The sequence below is a fragment of the Streptosporangium sp. G12 genome, assembly GCF_052983175.1.
The window spans coordinates 66,775-84,730 of record NZ_JBRIQO010000020.1 but is presented as its reverse complement, the minus strand read 5'-3'; the positions used below and the strand labels follow the sequence as shown (position 1 = coordinate 84,730).

Sequence of the window (17,956 nt, the reverse complement as noted above, 5' to 3'; positions counted from 1 at the left end):
ACTCTCGAATTCAGCGACACCGGCGGGAGGGAGGGTTTCGTCGTGAGATTCAGGGACCTCAAGGTGCGGGAGGGCACGCTCGCCAACGACCTGCCGTACTACGCCCTCGGCGACGGCCCGCCGCTCGTCGTGCTGCGCTGGTTCACCCCCGTCCACGCCAACCCGGCCGGGCCGGCGCGCGGTGTGGAACTGCGGGTGCTGGCCCCGCTGGCCCGCCACTTCCGGCTGTACGCCGTGGGCCGCGCTCCCGGCATGGCTCCGGGAACCACCATGGCCGACATCGCCGCCCGGCACGCCGAGGCGCTCCGCGCGGAGTTCGGCGGGCCGGTCGACGTGCTGGGCCTGTCGTCGGGGGGTTCGGTGGCGCTGCAACTGGCGGCCGACCACCCGGACGTGGTGCGCGCGCTGGTCGTGGCCGGGGCGGCGCACCGGCTCACGCCGGACGTCAGGCGGCTCCAGCGCCGCTACACCGAGGAGGTCGCCGCCGGGCGGCGCGGCCTGCAGCACCAGGCGATCACGGCCGCCGCCTCGCCCGCCGGGCGGGGTCTGGCCAGGGTGCTGCTGTGGCTGCTGGACCCGCTCGTACGTCCCGGCGACCCCCGTGACATGCTCGCCTTCGCCCGCGCGGAGGACGGGTTCGACCTGGGCGGGCGGCTGGCCGACGTCGTCGCCCCCACCCTGGTCCTGGGCGGTGAGCGGGACCTCGACTACCCTGTCGAGCTTTTCCGGGAGACCGCCGAGGGGGTCCGCGACGGCCGCCTGATCATCTATCCCGGCCTCGGTCATCTGAGGGTTTTCCGCAGCGGCCGGCTCGCCGCCGACGTCACGGCCTTCCTGGCCGGGATCGGTCCGGGGGAGGGCACCCGCGCGATCTCCTAGTCTTACCGCCCCCGGGACCGCCTTCGGGGCCGCCCCCGGGACCACTCCGGTCGGCGCGGAGGTCTCACCCGTGGTCGGGGGCGCGCCACAGGGACCACCAGCGCTGCCCCAGCCGGGCACCGCGCGGGACGACGGCGAGCGCGCAGCCGCTCATCCTGAGCCCCTCGGGGTGGCGGATGCCGGTGAAGAGGCAGGTGCTGAGGTCCAGGTCGGCGAGCTCCAGCTCCTCGGCGTCCACCTCGTGCAGCGAGGTCACCCGGGCGCCGTCCCGGCCCCGCACCGTGGCGGGGCCGTGCAGGGTCGCCCCCTCCAGGTCGGCCTCGGCGTCGTCGAGCCGGACGTTCAGCCGCCCGCCGACCTCCAGGCGCCGCAGGTCCACCGAGCATCCGCCCGTGGTCACGTCGAGGCCCTTGCCCGCCCACGCCCCGGCGAGGGTGAGGTGGCGGCCGACCGAGATCGGGGCCAGGTAGCCGCCCGCCGAGAAACGCGCCCCGTCGAACCCGGCCAGCCCGCCGAAACTCGTCTTGCGGAAGGACACCGTACGGCGGAACCTGCACCCTCTCAGGGTCGCGTCGCCCGCGAAGCCGGTGCCGTCAAAGGTGACAAAACCATGGAAATCCGCGCATTCAAACGACGCGGTCCGGTTGAAGAGAGCGCCCCCGAACAGCGCGTCACCGTCGATGGAGACCCGGTCGAAGGCCGCGTGCCCGGTGACGGCGACACCGTGCAGGGACAGCCCCCGGTCGAACCTGGCCTCGCGGAAGGAAACGTTGCGCGCGAAACGGGCGTCGAAGAACGAGGCGAGGCACCGGAAGTGCGCGTGGTCGAACGAGACGTCCCCGCCGAAGGCGATGTCGCCGAACCGCACGCTCTCGGGAAAGGTCGCCCAGTCGAACCGGGCCCGGCCCAGACGCCCCCGGGTCGCGCCGAGGATCCGCTCCAGCAGATCCCTGCCGACGACGGTGGCCCGCAGGTCGACGGCGGAGCCGGGGGAGAGCCCGCGGACGACCTCGTCGAGCTCGGCGGCGTCCAGATGGGCCAGGCACCGGCCGTACGGCTGCCGCGCGGATCCGGCGCACTCCGGGGAGGCGGCGCAGGTCACCCAACCCACGTCCAGAGTTCTCATGTCCAAGTGATACCCGCGGACGCCGGGGCAAGCGACTTCTAGGTCAAGGAAAGCCATATCTGGCCAGGCTGGATAGACATGAAGTGTCAACATTCTGGATTTCACCGTCTATCCACTTATATGTGAGTGTTCTGCGATGCACAGAGCCTTACGCTCCGGTTCATGCGTGCTTTATCCCGGGCGTTCGCCGCCCTCGTCGCCGCCGGCCTCGCCACCACCGGCGTCGCGGCCCTCGCCTCAGCCCCGGCCCTGGCGGAACCGGGCACCGTCGTCATCAGCCAGGTCTACGGCGGCGGCGGCAACGCCGGAGCGCCGCTCGCCAACGACTACGTCGAGCTGTTCAACCGCAGCGCCGCGCCCGTCGCCCTGGACGGCTGGTCCGTCCAGTACGCGAGCGCCACCGGTACGGGAAACTTCGCCGCCAACCCGGTCGTCCCCCTGGCGGGGACCCTCGCGCCCGGCCAGTACCACCTGGTCCAGCTGGCCGGAGGCGCCAACGGCTCCCCGCTGCCCGCCGCGGACACCACCGGGACGATCAACCTGAGCGGCTCCGCGGGCAAGGCGGCCCTGGTCCGCTCGGCCGAGGGGCTGGCGTGCAACGGCGGCTCCACCCCCTGCGCGCCGGAGCAGACGGCCCTCATCGCCGACCTGGTCGGGTACGGCGGCGCCAACTACTTCGAGGGCGCCGCCGCCCCCGCGCTCTCGGCCACCCTGGCCGGCCTGCGCAAGGAGCACGGCTGCGCCGACACCGACGTCAACGGCACCGACGTGGAGGCCGCGGCCCCGGCGCCGCGCAACCGGGCCGCCGCCGCCGCGCCCTGCGGCGCCGTCGAGCCGACGCCCACCCCCACACCGACCCCGACGGTGGAGCCCACCCCGACGCCCACTCCGACGGGGGAGCCGTGCGAGACCCCGGCCACCCACCAGATCGCCCAGGTGCAGGGCAGCGGTGACGTCAGCCCGCTGGCGGGCCAGAACGTCCGCGTCGAGGGTGTCGTGACCGCCGACTTCCAGGCGACCACGCAGCTCGGCGGCTTCTTCCTGCAGGACCCGACCCCGGACGCCGACCCGGCCACCTCCGAGGGCCTGTTCGCCTTCGCCCGCGACTCCTTCAAGGACGTCAAGGTCGGCGACCGCGTCCTGGTGACCGGCAGGGCCGTGGAGTTCAACGGCTGGACCGAACTGTCGCCGGTCACCGCCGTGGACGTCTGCGGAAAGGGCGCCGTCGCGCCCGCCGAGCAGAACCTGCCGCGCGCCGAGGGCACGACCTTCGAGCCCGTCGAGAGCATGCTCGTCACCTTCCCCGAGCCGCTCACCCTCAACGACCACTACAACCTGGGCCGCTACGGCGAGGTCACCGTCGCCTCCGAGGGACGCCTGTTCCAGCCGACCGACCGGCCGGGCGTGGACGCCGCCAGGAACGCGCGGCGCGCCCTGCTGGTGGACGACGGCTCCTCGGTGGAGAACCCCGCGACGATCCCCTACACCGACCCGCGCACCGTCCGCCTGGGCGACACCGCGCTCGGCGTCACCGGCGTGATGGGGTACGGCTTCGGCAAGTACCGGCTCCAGCCGACCAAGAAGATCAACTTCCTCCGGACCAACCCGCGCCTGCCCGTGCCGTTCCCGGTCATCGGCAACGTCAAGGTGGCCAGCTTCAACACGCTCAACTGGTTCACCACCCTCGGCTCGCGCGGCGCGAGCAACGCCGCGGAGCAGCAGCGCCAGCTGGCCAAGCTGGTCGCCGCGCTGAAGGGCATGAACGCCGACGTCGTCGGCCTGATGGAGGTCCAGAACAACGGCCAGACCGCGGTGCAGGCCCTGGTCGACGCGCTCAACGCCGAGGTCGGCGCGGGCACCTACGCGGCGATCGCCCACCCCTACCCGGGCACCGACCTGATCCACGTGACGGCGATCTACAAGCCGGGCAGGGTGCAGCCGGTGGGGGCCGCCCTCTCCTCCACCGACCCGGTCTTCCGCAGGCCCCCGCTGATCCAGACCTTCCGCCGGGTCCAGGGCGGCCAGCCCTTCACCGTGCTGGTCAACCACTTCAAGTCCAAGGGCTGCGACGAGCAGGCCGTGGGCCCGGACGCCGACCAGGGCGACGGGCAGAGCTGCTACAACGGCGAGCGCGTACGCCAGGCACAGGCGACACTGGGCCTGATCGACAGCCTGGACCTGGCCAACCCGCTGGTCCTCGGCGACCTCAACGCCTACGGCGAGGAGGACCCGATCGACACCCTGGAGGCCGCCGGCCTGACCAGCGTGACCAAGAGGTTCGTCCCGGCGCCGCTGCGCTACAGCTACCTCTTCGACGGCCTGGTCGGCGAGCTGGACCACGCCCTGGTCGGCAAGGACCTGCTCAAGCGCGTGACCAGCGCGACGATCTGGCACATCAACGCCGACGAGAGCCGGATCCTCGACTACAACACCGAGTTCAACCCGCCGGGCCTCTACGAGCCCGACGCCTTCCGCTCCTCCGACCACGACCCCGTGGTCATCGGGCTGACCCTGTCCGGCGGGAGGCGCTGACCCGGACCGCCGGGCGGTGACGCGTACCTCCGCGGGGCCGGCGGCCCCGCGGAGGTACGCGTCGTACGAGGAAGAGAGCCGTCATGTTCACGGCTACGCGTGCCGTGCCGGTGGCCCCGCGAAAGGCGGGATCACCGGCACGTCATGCGAGGTGGCGCCGTGGATCGGTCAGCGGCCCCAGCCCGGCGTGGTGCCGCACTTGGCCTTCGCGTTGAGGCAGACCTTCACGAGCGCGCCGAGCGTCTCCGGCGTCCACGCGTTCATGAAGTCCCCGTGGATCGAGGACGGCAGGCCCGACGACAGCGCCAGGCCGTCACCGCCGAGCGAGTCGTAGCCGAGCATGAACGAGAGGTTGGGGACCGCGACCGGGTAGTCGCCGGAGCACGTGCCGTTCTTGGCCGGCCCCATGTGCGACTTGTGGTCGGGCGAGTCGATGTGCTTGCCGTCCCAGCAGTCCTGGAACGTCAGCTGGTAGATCAGGTTGCCGCCCGGTGCGCAGACGGGCCAGTTGCCGTCGGCGCTACGGCCGGTCTCCGCGCTGCCGGCGCACCAGAACTGGCCGGAGGCACCCTTCGGCGTCGCCACCTGCCGCTTCGCGTCGCCCTGCACCACGACCAGACCCGGCGGGAACGGCACGACCTCCGACGGGTCCTTGAGCCGGGAGCCGTAGTACACCCGGAAGTTCTTCATCGGGACCGGCTTACCGTTGCGCAGCAGGGTCGGCGCCCAGTAGGCGCTGTTGTCCCCAGGAGCGTCGCAGGTCGTGGTGCTCTTGAGCAGGTCCTCCGTCGTGGTGTTCGCCGACACCTTCGGGCCGAAGAAGGTGTGCAGGTGGGAGGCGCCGACCAGGCCGGGCAGCACGATCGGGTCGTCCTTGGCCTCGTTGGCCACCTCGCAGTTGGTGTGGAACTCGGGGACTCTCACGATTCCCGCGGGGACCGGCTGGGGTGCGACCTTGTTGTAGGCGTCCAGGGCCTTCTTCCACGCGGCCTGGTTCACCGGCACCCAGCCACCGGCGGGCGCGGTGGTGGTCGGGGTGGCGCTGGACGTCGGCTTGGGCGTCGAGCTCGAGCTCGGCTTCGGGGTCGAGCTCGGCTTCGTGGTCGGCGTCGGCGTCGGGGTCGGGTTCGAGGTGCCCGAGGCGGTGCCGAAGACCTGGAACTCCCACAGCGAGACGCCGTACTGGCCGGACCGCTTGGTCGCGTACAGCCGCACGAACCGGCCGGTGGCCGACAGGTTGACGGTCTGGACGCCGCCCTTGCCCGCCGTGGTGCCGTACACCGTCTTCCAGGGGCCGTTGCCACCGGAGGCGGTCTGGATCTGGAACGCCGTGGCGTAGGCGTTCTCCCAGTTGATGACGATTTTCTTGATGGCGGTGGACTTGCCGAGGTCGACCGCGAGCCACTGCGGGTCGCTGAACTTGCTGCCCCAGCGGGTGCTGGTCTTGCCGTCGACGGCGGCCGCGGCCGACAGGTCACCGCGCTCCGCCGAGGAGGCGATGGCGTTACGGCCCTGCGAGAGGGGCACCTCGGCCGCGGCGGCCGGGGAGGCGACGCTCACCGCGGAGGTGCTCAGGAGGCCGACGAGAACACCGGCCAGCGACAGGCGGCGGACCTGACGTCCGACGGACGCGCGTCCGGCTCGGATGCCGCGCGAGGCGGTTGTGCTCATAGTGAATGGAGTCCTTGTCCTGTTGGGAAGTCGTGCAGGGGACTTCTGGCGGCACCCGCAAGCACCGCTACACAGGAGACCCGCGGGCCGCGAGTGGATAACGAAAACTTCGGAGAAACTCGTGACGTCTTGTCCCGCACGCCGGGCATCTCGGGAGCGGCCGCCGCCCTCGCCTCGAACGGGCAGGTCAACGCCGAGATCCTCCCGGCGGGCGGGCGGCCCCTCGAACGCGCCGGGCCCCGGCTCGCCCACCCGGGAGAGGGGTGGGCGAGCCGGGGCCCGGCCGTCGGGCAGGAGCCGGGGCCGGCCCGTCAGGCGCAGGCGTATCCGGACGGGAGCGCGGCGTCGCCGTTCGGGCGGCTCACCTGGAAGCCGACGCCGCCGGTGCTCGCCCCGGGAGCGAGGGCGCCGTTGTGGCCGACGTTCCTGATGGTCACGGTCTGCCCGCTGACGGTGGCGGTGCCGTTCCACGAGCCGGTCATCGTGTGCCCGGCCGGCAGCGTGAAGGTGACCGTCCATCCGGTGATCGCCGAGGTGCCGGTGTTGGTGACGGTCAGCGGCTGGATGACGTACCCGGTGCTCCACTGGGTCTGCACGGTCGGCACGGCCGTGCAGGCTCCGGTGGAGGTGCCGGGCCGGGTGGTGACCTCCGCGGTGTTCGAGACCGGCGAGGTGTTGCCCGCCGCGTCCCGTGCCCTGACCTGGTAGCGGTAGGTGGTGCTCGGGGTCAGGCCCGTGTCGGCGAACGAGGTCGTGGCCGAGGTGCCGGCCTGGGTGAACGTGCCGCCGCTCGCGCCGGGCGCGCGCAGGATGTCGTAGCCGGAGACGCCGGTGTCGTCCGTCGAGGCCGTCCAGCTCAGGGTCGTGCCCGTGGACGTGGTCCCCGAGGCCGCCAGGCCGGCCGGGGCCGTCGGCGGCGAGGTGTCGTCACCGCCGCCGGCGGTCGTGGTGAACGTGACCGGCTGCGAGTCGCCGGACAGGTTGCCCGCGCCGTCGCGCGCCCGCACGTACACCTGGTACCGGGTGTTCGCGGCCAGCCCGGTGAGGGTGATCGAGTTGGTGGTGGACTGCCCGAGTCGCGGGTCGGTGTCGCCCTGCTCGCGGTGGACGTCGTAGCCGGCCAGGCCCGAGCCGCCCTGGTCGGTGGACGCGGCCCAGGTCAGCGTGGCGCCGGTGGCGGTCACGGCGGACGCGGCCGGGGTGCCCGGCGTGCTCGGCGGGGTGCTGTCGCCCGAATCGCCGAGGGCCGGAGTCTGCCAGTCCCTCCACTCGGCCAGGTTGCCGGACGCCCTGGACGAGATCCTCATCGCGCCGGGGGCGCTGCCCGTCTTCAGCAGGAACTTCTGGATGTTCTGCTGCAAGGGGGTTCTCCACTCGGACCGGTTGGCGCAGTGGCTGCCGTCCTGGATGTCGGACCAGTAGGTGATGTTGCCTCCCGCGCCGAGCGCCTTGTAGACCTCCGCTCCGCCCAGGGCCGCCACGCTCGCGGATCTGGGGCCCAGATTGGCGATGTGGGGGTTGTCCATGATGAACAGTCCGCGCGGTGCGACCATGGCCACCATCTGGTGGGTGTCCACCGGTAGCCGTGCCGGGCTGCCGGTGAAGGAGCCGAACGCGTCACCCAGCCAGGGCTGCTCTCCGTAGGCGCTGCTCAGGCTCTGGGCGCCTTCCCCGGGGATCCCGCGGAAGATGGGCACGCCGGCGCTCCCCGACTCGATCGGCATGGTCAACGCGATGCGCTGGTCGAACGCGCCGACCACGAAGGCGCCCTTTCCGAACCGCGAGCATCCCGTGACGCCGGTGGCGTCGGCCCTGAGGACGCCGCCGTTGGACTGCTCGATGACGTCGATGATCCGGCTCACCCCCCAGGCCCAGGCCATGAGCAGTCCCGTGCTGCTCGAGGAGCCGTAGACGCTGTAGAAGGCGCCCTGTTTGTTGTTGCGTGGCGTGCCCTCCCGGCCGACCGCGTAGGGGTCGTAGGTGATGACCGCGGCACCGGCCGCTCTGATGGCGGCCGTGTCCGCTCCGAATCCCCCCAGGACGACGACCGCGGGGAAGGGGCCGGACCCGCTCGGCAGCGAGACACTCGCGGAGAAGCTGGAGCTCCTGCCGTTGTGGCTCACGTTCACGGTGATGCCGCTGTTCGAGACCGTCCCTGTGACGGTGGCCGGCTTCACGGGCTTCTCGCCGTAGACGAACTTCTCCGCCAGCTTCTTGATCTCCTCGCGCCGGCACCGCCACTCGGACGTGGTGGAGATGCGCGTACCGTTCAGTTTCCTGAAGGGGTCGGGGAGCCTGGAGTCGGTGGGCAGCGATCCCGCGTCGGGCAGGCCGGTCACCGCGCAGTCGGCACCCTCGTTCTCGACTCCGGCGGCGGCCGCGGTGGTGGCGAGGGCGGCGGTGGCCTCGGCGGAGGTCACCGTCACCGCCCCGGTGACCGAGAGCATCGCCGCCACCGCCGGCGCGACGACCCTTGAGGGGATCTTGAAGCGGGTCAAGTCGATGATCACCAGGGCTCTCCCTTCCGGGGTGGGGTGCTGGCGATCAGTCTGGGAACGTGACCGAAAGACGTCAACACAGGTGCCGAAATATTTTGAAAGCCGATCTTTTCTTATGTTCCTGAACTGGAAATATCTCTATGTCGTCATTAAAACTTTCGGAAAGTAGCTGAAAAGAAGGCGTGCTTCCCTCCGCGGGGTCCGTTGCTCAGAAAGTTTCGGAGCGGCGCGCCGTGCTCGGGAGGCCCGGTGACCGGATCGAGAACGGGGGCGGCGCCCGGACTCGTCGCCCCCGGCGGCGTCCACCGGCCCGGCGGGTCCCCGCACCCCGGCGGGATGGCGGGACGGCGGGATGGAATGCTCGGGGGAGGGAAGTGGTTATGCCAGCCGTACAGACGTGAACGACAGGAGGAGCCACCGGTGGCCACCATCGAGGTAACCGAGAAGAACTTCAACGACATCGCCGATGAGGGGATCGTCCTGCTGGACTTCTGGGCGGCCTGGTGCGGACCGTGCCGCACCTTCGGGCCGATTTTCGAGAAGTCGTCGGCGAAGCACACCGACATCAAGTTCGGCAAGATCGACACCGAGGCCGAGCAGGCGCTCGCGCAGGGATTCGAGATCACCTCGATCCCGACGATCATGGCCATCCGCGATGGCATCGTCGTCTTCGCCCAGCCGGGCGCGCTGCCCGAGCCCGCCCTCGAGGACCTCATCGGCCAGGTCCGCGCCCTCGACATGGAGGCGATCCGCGCCGAGCTCGCCAACGAGCTGGGCGCCCAGAAGGGCTGATGCCCGGATCGCGAAAGCCCCGCGCCGCCGGAGGGAGGAATCCGATGGCGCGGGGCTTTCGCATGACCGGGGCCCGTGGCCCGGAAGGTCAGACCGAGCGGTAGAGCTCGGCCACCCGGAAGGCCAGGTCGAGCGACTGGCCACGGTTGAGACGCGGGTCGCAGGCCGTCTCGTAGCGCCTGGCCAGGTCGTCCTCGACGATCTCGGCGCCGCCGCCCACGCACTCGGTGACGTCGTCGCCGGTGAACTCGATGTGGACGCCGCCCGGATGGGTGCCGAGCGCGCGGTGCACCTCGAAGAAGCCCGCCACCTCGTTCAGGACGTCGTCCAGGCGGCGGGTCTTGTGGCCGCTGGGCGCCTCGAAGGTGTTGCCGTGCATGGGGTCGCAGATCCACGCCACCTGGGCGCCGCTCGCGGTCACCTTCTCCACCAGCTCGGGGAGGTGCTCGCGGATCTTCGACGCGCCCATCCGGGTGATGAAGGTCAGGCGCCCGGCCTCGTTGTCCGGGTTGAGCTTCTCGATCAGCGCGAGGGCGTCCTCGGCGCTGGTCGTCGGGCCGAGCTTGACGCCGATCGGGTTGCGGATGCTGGCGAAGAACTCCACGTGGGCACCGTCGAGCTGGCGGGTGCGCTCGCCGATCCAGACCATGTGCGCCGAGACGTCGTACGGGCGGCCGGTCCGCGAGTCGATCCGGGTGAGCGCCTGGTCGTAGTCGAGGATCAGCGCCTCGTGCGAGGAGTAGAACTCGACGGTGTGGAACTCCTCGGGCTCCACGCCGCAGGCGCGCATGAAGGCCAGCGCCTGGTCGATCTCGCGGGCGAGCTGCTCGTAGCGCTTGCCGGCCGGGGACTCGATCACGAAGTCCTGGTTCCAGGCGTGCACCTGGCGCAGGTCGGCGTAGCCGCCCTTGGTGAAGGCGCGGATCAGGTTGAGCGTCACCGCCGAGGAGTGGTAGGCCCGCAGCAGCCGCCAGGGGTCGGGAACGCGGGACTCGGGGGTGAAGTCGAAGCCGTTGACCATGTCGCCCCGGTAGGCGGGCAGCTTGACGCCGTCGCGGGTCTCGAAGTTCTTCGAGCGCGGCTTGGCGAACTGCCCGGCCATCCGGCCGATCTTCACCACGGGGACCTTCGCCGCGTAGGTCAGCACGATGGCCATCTGCAGCAGCGTCTTGAGCTTGTTGCGCACGTCGTCGGCGGTGGCGCCGCCGAAGGTCTCGGCGCAGTCTCCGCCCTGGAGGACGAAGGCCTCGCCCCGCGTCACCGCCGCCAGGTCCGCCTTGAGGTTGTCGCACTCGCCCGCGAAGACGAGGGGCGGGAGGCCCTTCAGCTCGCCGACGACCTTGTCCAGCTCGCCGCGGTCGGGCCACTCGGGCTGCTGCGCCGCAGGCAGCCGCCGCCAGGAATCGAGGTTGATGCTCACGACATACCAGGCTATTGCAAGCGGCTCTTCGAACAGACCTGATTGTCCACGTAGTGAGAAGGTCTTTATACCTGGTGAGATTTCACCGGGCTGGAAACATGTTCCGGAAGGACGCCCAGACCGACGAAACGCCTGGCCAGGAAGCCGATCAGGGGAAGCCGGGAGATGTCGCGCGGCAGCCGTACCGGCCCGGGGCGCTCGCTCAGCGCCGGCCGGATCAGCCGGCTCTGGACGACGCGCTGGGCGAACTGGGTGACGGCGGTGGGCGGGGTGCGGCGCCGCTGGACCCTCGCGAGCAGTGATTCGGGGATCTCGGCCCCGGCGGCGAGCGGCGCGGCCAGCAGGTTCGCGGCGGCGACCGCGTCCTGTACGGCCAGGTTGATGCCGACGCCGAAGATCGGCGACATGGCGTGCGCGGCGTCGCCGATGACCAGCAGGCCGGGGCGGTGCCAGCGGCGCAGCCGGTTGAGCGCGACCGACAGCATGCTGACCGCCTCGAAGTCCCGCAGCTGCCCGACCCGGTCCCCGAGGAAGGGCAGGAGCCTGGCGACCGGCTCGCGGACCGCCTCGATCCCCTGGGAACGCAGGGTTTCGAAGCCGCCCTTGGGGATCAGGTAGGCGAGCTGCCAGTAGGTCTCGCGATTGATCGCCACCATCAGGTGCCCGTTGGATATCCGCAGGAACGTCACCCCGGGATCGGCGGGCTCGCGCGGCAACCGGAACCAGAGCACGTCCATGGGGGCGCTGTGCTCCACGGGGACGAGCCCGGCGGCCCGGCGCACGTCGGAGTGACGGCCGTCGGCGGCCACGGTGAGCGTCGCGCGCAGCTCGTGCTCGCCCGAGGCGTCCCGGTAGCGCACCCCGCGCACCGCGTCGCCCTCGCGGATCACCCCGTGCACCTCGGCCTCCATGATGAGGCGGAAGTTCGGATACCGCTTGGCGGCGGTGGTCAGCAGGTCGAGGAACTCCCACTGCGGGACGAAGGCGATGTACTGGTATTTGCCGTTGAGTTTCCTCAGATCGGCGACCGGCACCGTGGTGTCGTCGGTGTGGATCTCCATCCCGTACGTCTTGCGGTGCGGGAGCCGGTGGAACTCCTCGGCCAGGCCCAGCTCGTCGAGGACCTGCAGGGTCGAGGGATGGATGGTGTCACCCCTGAAGTCGCGCAGGAAGTCGTTGTGCTTCTCCATGAGCGTCACCTCGACGCCTGCCCTGGCCAGCAGCAGTGCGAGCATCGCCCCCGCCGGGCCGCCCCCGGCGATCACGCATGTGTTCCGTCTCATAATTCATCACCCAGTGAAATTCTGGCACAGGATACGGCGGAAGGGAACAGGTTCACCGGCGATTCGCCCCTCGTCCAGTGTCGGATCGCGGGGTGCGAGGACGGAACGCGACCCCTCGGGGGAAGCCTCCGGCTCCAAGACCGTGGAAGACGGGCGAAGGCGGCGTCCGGCCTGCAGGGCCGCCGAATAGATTGGACCGTGCGGTCCAGGGGGCTATGCTGTAGACATGTCGACCCCGGCGAAGTTCACCGCCAAAGGGACGCTCACGCGCGCCCGCATCGTCGAGACCGCCGCCGACCTGGTCCTGGCCCGCGGGGTCGGCGGCACGACCCTGGACGACATCCGGGCCGGGACGGGGACCAGCAAGAGCCAGCTGTTCCACTACTTTCCGGACGGAAAGCGCGACCTGGTCGCGGCGATCGCGTCGTTCCAGGCCGAGCGGGTGCTCCAGGCGCAGAGACCGTTCCTGGACACGCTCGACACCTGGGAGGCGTGGGAGGGGTGGCGTGACGCCGTCCTCGCGCACTACGGCTCGCAGCCGCACTGGGGCTGCCCGATCGGGGCGATGGCGAGCGAGCTCATCGGCAGTGATCCCGAGCGCGCCGCCGAGGTGGCCGGGCACATGGACCGCTGGTGCGGATACCTGCGGGCGGGGCTCACCCGCATGCGCGCCACCGGCCTGCTGCGCGCCGACGCCGACCCCGAGGCGCTGACCCTGGCGGTCTTCGCGGCGCTCCAGGGAGGCCTGCTGCTCACCCAGACGACGCAGTCGATCAAGCCGCTGCGCGCGGCGCTGGACGCGGCCCTGACGGCGTTGCGTGCCTCGGCGCCCTGAACCTGGAGGGCGGCGAGGACGAGGAGGGCCGGGAAGGTGTCCGAGGTCTGGAAGGTGCCGGCGGGGATCGTGGGTGGCCTGCTGCTGCTCTGGCTGGCCCTGGCCGCCTTCCTGGTGATGGCGCGCCCCAGGGGCGGCGCGCTGGGCGAGACGTTGCGCCTGCTGCCCGACCTGCTCCGCCTGGTCGCCAGGCTCGCGCGCGACGACGGCCTGCCGCGCGGGGTGCGGGTGCGGCTGTGGCTGCTGCTGGGCTACCTGGCGCTGCCCCTCGACCTGATCCCCGACTTCATCCCGGTGCTCGGCTACGCCGACGACGCGATCATCGTCGCCTTCGTCCTGCGCTCGGTCATCAGGCGTGCCGGTCCCGGCGCGCTGGCCGGGCACTGGCCCGGCACGCCGGAGGGGCTGGCCGTCGTCCTGCGCCTGGCCGGAGGGTCCCCGCAGCCGGAGCCGCGCCTCCCCGCCCCGGCGGGCGGTGACCGACGACCGGCTCAGGTCACGGCGCCGCCGAGAGCACGTCGAGGGCGTCGAGCACGGCGGCGGCGGAGCGGTCGCGCAGAGAGGCGTACTCCTTCTCCGGGTACTGGCGGGGGCCGTTCTCGACCAGGAGGATCAGGGCGAGGTAGAGGCGATAGAGGGCCATCCGGGTGCGGGCGGGGCCGGTGAACTCCACGACGCCGCCCGCCTCGCGGTATCCGGCGATGATCGGGTCGGATTCGTCCAGCCTGCCGAAGATCGTGGGGGTGACGAAGTCGGCCAGCGGGTCGCCCCAGAAGGCCCGCTCGTGGTCGATGATCGCCTGGATGCGCGGCGTCTCGTCGCGGGTCAGGAAGACGTTGCCCGGCCACACGTCGAAATGGACCAGGCGGGGGGTCACGACCTCGTCCAGCGCGCCCGCGCCCGACTCGATCGCCGCCGCGATCTCGGGCACCGGCCTCGGCAGCGGGGTGGCGTAGCGGCCGGCGTCGGCCAGGAGCGCGCCGGTCATCGTCAGGAACGCCTCCCGCCAGGTGTCGCCGGTCAGGCCCGCGTGCGGGTAGCCGTAGACGTCGCCGGTGATCGCGTTCAGCCGGGCCAGGTGGCCGCCGAGCTCCCGGCGCAGGGCCCGCCGGTCCGCCTCCGCCGGCTTCGCCCGGTTCCACGGCACCCCGTCGAGGGCGGACAGGATCAGGTAGTCGCCGCCCAGCACCGGGTCGTCGAACCCGGCGCGCAGCAGCTCGGGGATCGGCACCCCGGCGGGGCCCGCCAGGTCGTAGACCATGGCCTCGGTGCGCAGCAGGTCGCGCTCGTAGCGCAGCTGCTCCAGCTCGGGCGGCGGCGACAGCTTCAGGACCACCTCGCGCCCGTCCAGCAGGGCCAGCCGCCACACGGCGTTGGCGAAGCCGTCGGTCAGCTCGGTGGCGGAGGAGAGGCCGGCGCCCAGGGCCCGCCGCGCCAGCGCGTCGAGTTCCGCGGGCGCGAGCGGGCGTTTCGTCCTGCTGTCCATTTCCTGCCTTGTCCTGCCTCGGTGCTGCTGGGGGGAACGGCGCGACCGGGAGGGGGCGCGCCGGGCAAGGGTGAGCCAGGTGAGGAGACGAAGGTGAGCCGGGTCAGGCGGACCCGCGCTCGATCAGGTGGGTGTCCAGTATCACCACCGGCTGTTCCAGCTGCTCGCCGTTGATGCGGGCGACGAGCAGATGGGCCATCTGCCGGCCCATCGACTCGGTGGGCTGGTGCACGCTGGTGAGGGCGGGGGAGGAGTGCGCCCCGGCGGGGGAGTCGTCGAAGCCGATCACCGCGACGTCGCCGGGGATCGTCCTGCCCTCCTCGCGCAGCACCCGCATCGCGCCCAGCGCCATCGGGTCGGAGGCGGTGAAGACGGCGTCCAGGTCGCGGTGCTCGGCGAGGAGCCTGCGCATCCCCGCCATCCCGCTCTCCTCGCTGAAGTCGCCGTACGTCACCATCTCGCTCACGCCGGTCGCGAGCAGCGCGTCGCGGTAGCCCGCGAGCCGGTCGACGCCCACGCCCATGTCCTGGGGGCCGGCGATGGTGGCGATCCGGCGGCGGCCCTTGGCCAGCAGGTATTTGACCGCCTGCCTGGCCCCGGCCCGGTTGTCGACGTCGACGTAGCTGTAGGGGGTGAGGCCGACCGGGCGGCCGCCGATGACGGTCGGCACGCCCATCGCCTCCAGCCGCCCCGGCAGCGGGTCGGCGCCGTGCAGGGAGATCAGCAACACCCCGTCGACGTGCTGCCCGGTCAGGTAGTGCTCCAGCCGCTCGTGGTCCTGCGCCGACTGCGCCATCGCGAGGATCAGCTGCAGGCCGGTCTCGGACAGCGCCGAGCCGATGCCGCGGATGGTCCCGGCGAAGTACGGCTCGTCGAAGACCCTCAGCTCCGACTCCGAGACCACCAGCGCCACGGTGTCGGTGCGCCGGGTGACCAGCGCGCGGGCCGCCCGGTTGGGCACGTAGCCCAGCTCCTGGATCGCCCGCAGCACGGCGTCGCGAGCCTTCTCGCTCACCTTCGGCGAGCCGTTGATGACCCGCGACACCGTGCCCCGGCCGACACCGGCCAGGGCCGCGACCGCCTCGAGCGTCGGACGACGGTCGCCGTTCATGTGTGTACGCCCCCAGTGGTGGATTTCCCGGCCCCTATTCTGTCGGACCGCTCAGGCCTCCACGCCTGATGGTCCCGGCATACCAGAGAGCGCTCTCTTTGGGAACTCTGACCTGGGTCTCGTAGTCGACGTGGACCAGCCCGAACCGCTTGCCGTACCCCCACGCCCACTCGAAGTTGTCCATCAGCGACCAGGCGAAATAGCCCTCCAGCGGGATCCCCGCCTCGATCGCGGCGTGGCAGGTGCGCAGGTGGGCGTCGAGGTAGTCCACCCGCTCGCGGTCGTGGACGACGCCGTCGGGGCCCACGACGTCGTCGAAGGCCGCCCCGTTCTCGGAGATGACCAGCGGGACGCGCGGGTACTCGGCGGCGAGCCGGTGCAGGATCTCCAGCAGCCCCGAGTGGTCGATCTCCCAGCCCATCGCCGTCACGGGCCGCCCGCCCTCGACGAACGACACGTGCTCGCTGCCGACCCAGGGCGACCCGGTGTCGGTGGGCGCCGCCGCGGCCGACGCGGCGCCGCCGGGGGTGCCCGAGACGGTGAAGCGGCTGTAGTAGTTGATCAGCAGCTTGTCCAGCGGCGTGGAGATGATCTCCATGTCCCCGTCGTGGACGAGCCCCTCCGGCCGGCCGAGGTCCTCCAGGACGTCGGCCGGGTACTCGCCCTTGAGCAGGGCGTCCAGGAAGAAGCGGTTCTGCAGCCCGTCGATGCGGCGGGCGGCGTCCTGGTCGGCCTCCGAGGAGGTCTGGGGCGAGATCGCGTACAGGTTGACGCAGCCGCCGATGACGGTCTCCGGCCGCTGGGCCCGGATCGCCTGGGCGGCCAGGCCGTGCGCGAGCAGGAGGTGGTGGGCGGCGTGCACGGCCTTTTCCGGCTCGCGCCGCCCGGGGGCGTGCTCGCCCGAGGCGTACCCGAGGAACGCCGAGCACCAGGGCTCGTTGACCGTGCTCCAGTTGCGGACCCGGTCGCCCAGCGCGTCGTGCACGGCCGCCGCGTACTCGGCGAAGCGCTTCGACGTGTCCCGTGCCGGCCAGCCGCCCGCGTCTTCCAGGGGCTGGGGCAGGTCCCAGTGGTAGAGCGTCACCCACGGGTCGACGCCCCGGGAGAGGAGCTCGTCGACCAGGCGGCTGTAGAAGTCGATGCCCCCCTGGTTGACGGTGCCACGCCCGTCGGGCTGGATCCGGGGCCAGGAGATGGAGAACCGGTACGCGCCGAGGCCGAGTTCGGCCATCATCCGCACGTCGTCCCGGTACCGGTTGTAGTGGTCGATGGCGATGTCGGCGTGCTCGCCGTTCACCACCCGTCCCGGCTGCTTGACGAAGGTGTCCCAGATGGAGCGGCCTCGGCCACCCTCCGAGACCGCGCCCTCGATCTGGTAGGCGGAGGTGGCCGCGCCCCAGACGAAGTTCGTCGGGAAGATCAGTTCCGGGGTCTGAATTCGCGTCTCTTGCGTCGTCACGCCTTGACCGCACCTTCCATGAGTCCGCCGACGATCTGGCGGCCGAACGCGATGAAAACGATGAACAGCGGCAGGACCGACGCCGCGGTGCCGGTGAACAGCATCACGTAGTCGGTTCCGTGGGCCTGGTTGAGTGCCGCGATCGACGTCTGAACCACTGGGTTGTCCGGGTTCAGCACGATCAGCGGCCACATGAACTCGTTCCAGGTCTGCATGAAGACCAGGAGCGTGAGGACCGCCATGCCCGGCCGGAGCGCGGGGAGGATGACGTTCACGTAGATGCGCATGGTGGAGGCGCCGTCGACGCGGGCCGCCTCGACCAGCTCGTCCGGCACCGCCTGGGTGGCGTACTGGGTCATCATGAAGACCCCGAAGCCGTTGACCAGGAAGGGAAGGATCACCGCCTTCAGCTGGCCGGTCCAGCCGAGCGTGACCATGAGCTCGTACAGCGGCACGACGCCCATCTGCTGGAGCGGGACCATCATCGTCACCAGGATCAGGCCCAGCAGGATCTTGCTGCCCCGGAAGCGCAGCTTCGCGAAGGCGAAGCCGGCCAGGGTGGAGATCAGCACGACCGAGACCGTCACGGTGACCGAGACGATGGCCGAGTTGATCAGACCGGTCATGAAGTAGGCGTCCTCGGTGGACAGCAGCCGCGCGATGTTCTCACCGAGGTGGCCGCCGGGGAGCAGCGGCGGCGGTACGTCGATGGCCTCCTCGTTGGTCCGGGTGGCCATGATGAACATGTAGTAGATGGGGAACGCCGACAGCACGAGGGCGAAGGCCAGCACGACCTTCGTCATGGGGCCGGCGTCCCAGATGCGGTTCCGTGCGGCCGACGGGCCGGAAGGCCGCCGCCGGGCG

13 protein-coding genes and 1 pseudogene are annotated in these 17,956 nt (G+C 71.3%); 5 read left to right on the top strand and 9 right to left on the bottom strand.

Going from position 1 to position 17,956, the window contains the following annotated elements; translation table 11 throughout:
• The first annotated feature begins 42 nt into the window (after positions 1-42).
• Complete coding sequence (locus ACVCAG_RS28560) at positions 43-879, top strand: alpha/beta fold hydrolase (RefSeq protein ID WP_447190595.1); 837 nt, start codon at positions 43-45, stop codon at positions 877-879.
• Positions 880-943: 64 nt separating this feature from the next.
• On the opposite strand, the gene ACVCAG_RS28555 is transcribed toward ACVCAG_RS28560, so the two are convergent.
• The gene (locus ACVCAG_RS28555; RefSeq protein ID WP_440086527.1) at positions 944-2,005 is read right to left on the bottom strand and encodes a pentapeptide repeat-containing protein; all 1,062 of its coding nucleotides are present in this window, start codon (positions 2,003-2,005) and stop codon (positions 944-946) included.
• A 162-nt stretch (positions 2,006-2,167) separates the two neighbouring features.
• Here ACVCAG_RS28555 and ACVCAG_RS28550 point away from each other — a divergent pair, with 162 nt between their 5' ends.
• Entirely contained in the window at positions 2,168-4,537 is a 2,370-nt protein-coding gene (locus ACVCAG_RS28550; protein WP_447190594.1) for an ExeM/NucH family extracellular endonuclease, read from the top strand.
• Between the two features lie 168 nt (positions 4,538-4,705).
• Here ACVCAG_RS28550 and ACVCAG_RS28545 read toward each other — a convergent pair whose 3' ends face one another.
• Together ACVCAG_RS28545 and ACVCAG_RS28540 are read right to left on the bottom strand one after the other, a co-directional pair.
• Positions 4,706-6,208 carry a DUF1996 domain-containing protein gene (locus tag ACVCAG_RS28545; RefSeq protein ID WP_447190593.1) on the bottom strand — a complete coding sequence of 501 codons (1,503 nt, stop codon included), beginning with the start codon at positions 6,206-6,208 and terminating at the stop codon, positions 4,706-4,708.
• Between the two features lie 311 nt (positions 6,209-6,519).
• On the bottom strand, positions 6,520-8,718 hold the full coding sequence (locus ACVCAG_RS28540) for a fibronectin type III domain-containing protein (protein ID WP_447190592.1): 2,199 nt from the start codon (positions 8,716-8,718) through the stop codon (positions 6,520-6,522).
• 408 nt (positions 8,719-9,126) lie between these two features.
• On the opposite strand from ACVCAG_RS28540, the gene trxA reads away from it, so the two are divergent.
• Positions 9,127-9,498: a thioredoxin gene (gene trxA, locus ACVCAG_RS28535; RefSeq protein ID WP_329083319.1), complete on the top strand. Its 372-nt coding sequence runs from the start codon at positions 9,127-9,129 to the stop codon at positions 9,496-9,498.
• Positions 9,499-9,586: 88 nt separating this feature from the next.
• Here the strand turns inward: trxA and ACVCAG_RS28530 are convergent, their stop codons facing one another.
• The gene (locus tag ACVCAG_RS28530) at positions 9,587-10,918 is read right to left on the bottom strand and encodes a class II 3-deoxy-7-phosphoheptulonate synthase (protein WP_440086523.1); all 1,332 of its coding nucleotides are present in this window, start codon (positions 10,916-10,918) and stop codon (positions 9,587-9,589) included.
• Positions 10,919-10,983: 65 nt separating this feature from the next.
• Entirely contained in the window at positions 10,984-12,201 is a 1,218-nt protein-coding gene (locus tag ACVCAG_RS28525) for an FAD-dependent oxidoreductase (RefSeq protein WP_440086522.1), read from the bottom strand.
• Between the two features lie 226 nt (positions 12,202-12,427).
• Here ACVCAG_RS28525 and ACVCAG_RS28520 point away from each other — a divergent pair, with 226 nt between their 5' ends.
• Both ACVCAG_RS28520 and ACVCAG_RS28515 read left to right on the top strand, forming a co-directional pair.
• Positions 12,428-13,036 carry a TetR family transcriptional regulator C-terminal domain-containing protein gene (locus tag ACVCAG_RS28520; RefSeq protein ID WP_440086521.1) on the top strand — a complete coding sequence of 203 codons (609 nt, stop codon included), beginning with the start codon at positions 12,428-12,430 and terminating at the stop codon, positions 13,034-13,036.
• A 117-nt stretch (positions 13,037-13,153) separates the two neighbouring features.
• Positions 13,154-13,357, top strand: a pseudogene (locus tag ACVCAG_RS28515) (DUF1232 domain-containing protein); the annotation flags it as partial.
• Positions 13,358-13,532: 175 nt separating this feature from the next.
• Here ACVCAG_RS28515 and ACVCAG_RS28510 read toward each other — a convergent pair.
• The 4 genes from ACVCAG_RS28510 to ACVCAG_RS28495 form a co-directional block, all read right to left on the bottom strand.
• A complete protein-coding gene (locus ACVCAG_RS28510; RefSeq protein ID WP_440086518.1) occupies positions 13,533-14,522 on the bottom strand; it encodes a phosphotransferase in 990 nt (329 codons plus the stop codon).
• 103 nt (positions 14,523-14,625) lie between these two features.
• The gene (locus tag ACVCAG_RS28505; protein ID WP_440086517.1) at positions 14,626-15,633 is read right to left on the bottom strand and encodes a substrate-binding domain-containing protein; all 1,008 of its coding nucleotides are present in this window, start codon (positions 15,631-15,633) and stop codon (positions 14,626-14,628) included.
• 34 nt (positions 15,634-15,667) lie between these two features.
• Complete coding sequence (locus tag ACVCAG_RS28500; protein ID WP_440086516.1) at positions 15,668-17,092, bottom strand: GH1 family beta-glucosidase; 1,425 nt, start codon at positions 17,090-17,092, stop codon at positions 15,668-15,670.
• Positions 17,089-17,895: an ABC transporter permease subunit gene (locus ACVCAG_RS28495; RefSeq protein ID WP_440086515.1), complete on the bottom strand. Its 807-nt coding sequence runs from the start codon at positions 17,893-17,895 to the stop codon at positions 17,089-17,091. The genes ACVCAG_RS28500 and ACVCAG_RS28495 overlap by 4 nt, the downstream gene beginning before the upstream one ends.
• Positions 17,896-17,956: the final 61 nt, after the last annotated feature.

Coding starts and splice junctions, on each gene's coding strand:
- ACVCAG_RS28555 (WP_440086527.1), bottom strand. CDS start 2,005: ATGAGAACTCTGGACGTGGGTTGGGTGACCTGCGCCGCCTCCCCGGAG.
- ACVCAG_RS28550 (WP_447190594.1), top strand. CDS start 2,168: ATGCGTGCTTTATCCCGGGCGTTCGCCGCCCTCGTCGCCGCCGGCCTC.
- ACVCAG_RS28545 (WP_447190593.1), bottom strand. CDS start 6,208: ATGAGCACAACCGCCTCGCGCGGCATCCGAGCCGGACGCGCGTCCGTC.
- ACVCAG_RS28525 (WP_440086522.1), bottom strand. CDS start 12,201: ATGAGACGGAACACATGCGTGATCGCCGGGGGCGGCCCGGCGGGGGCG.
- ACVCAG_RS28520 (WP_440086521.1), top strand. CDS start 12,428: ATGTCGACCCCGGCGAAGTTCACCGCCAAAGGGACGCTCACGCGCGCC.
- ACVCAG_RS28510 (WP_440086518.1), bottom strand. CDS start 14,522: ATGGACAGCAGGACGAAACGCCCGCTCGCGCCCGCGGAACTCGACGCG.
- ACVCAG_RS28505 (WP_440086517.1), bottom strand. CDS start 15,633: ATGAACGGCGACCGTCGTCCGACGCTCGAGGCGGTCGCGGCCCTGGCC.
- ACVCAG_RS28495 (WP_440086515.1), bottom strand. CDS start 17,895: ATGACGAAGGTCGTGCTGGCCTTCGCCCTCGTGCTGTCGGCGTTCCCC.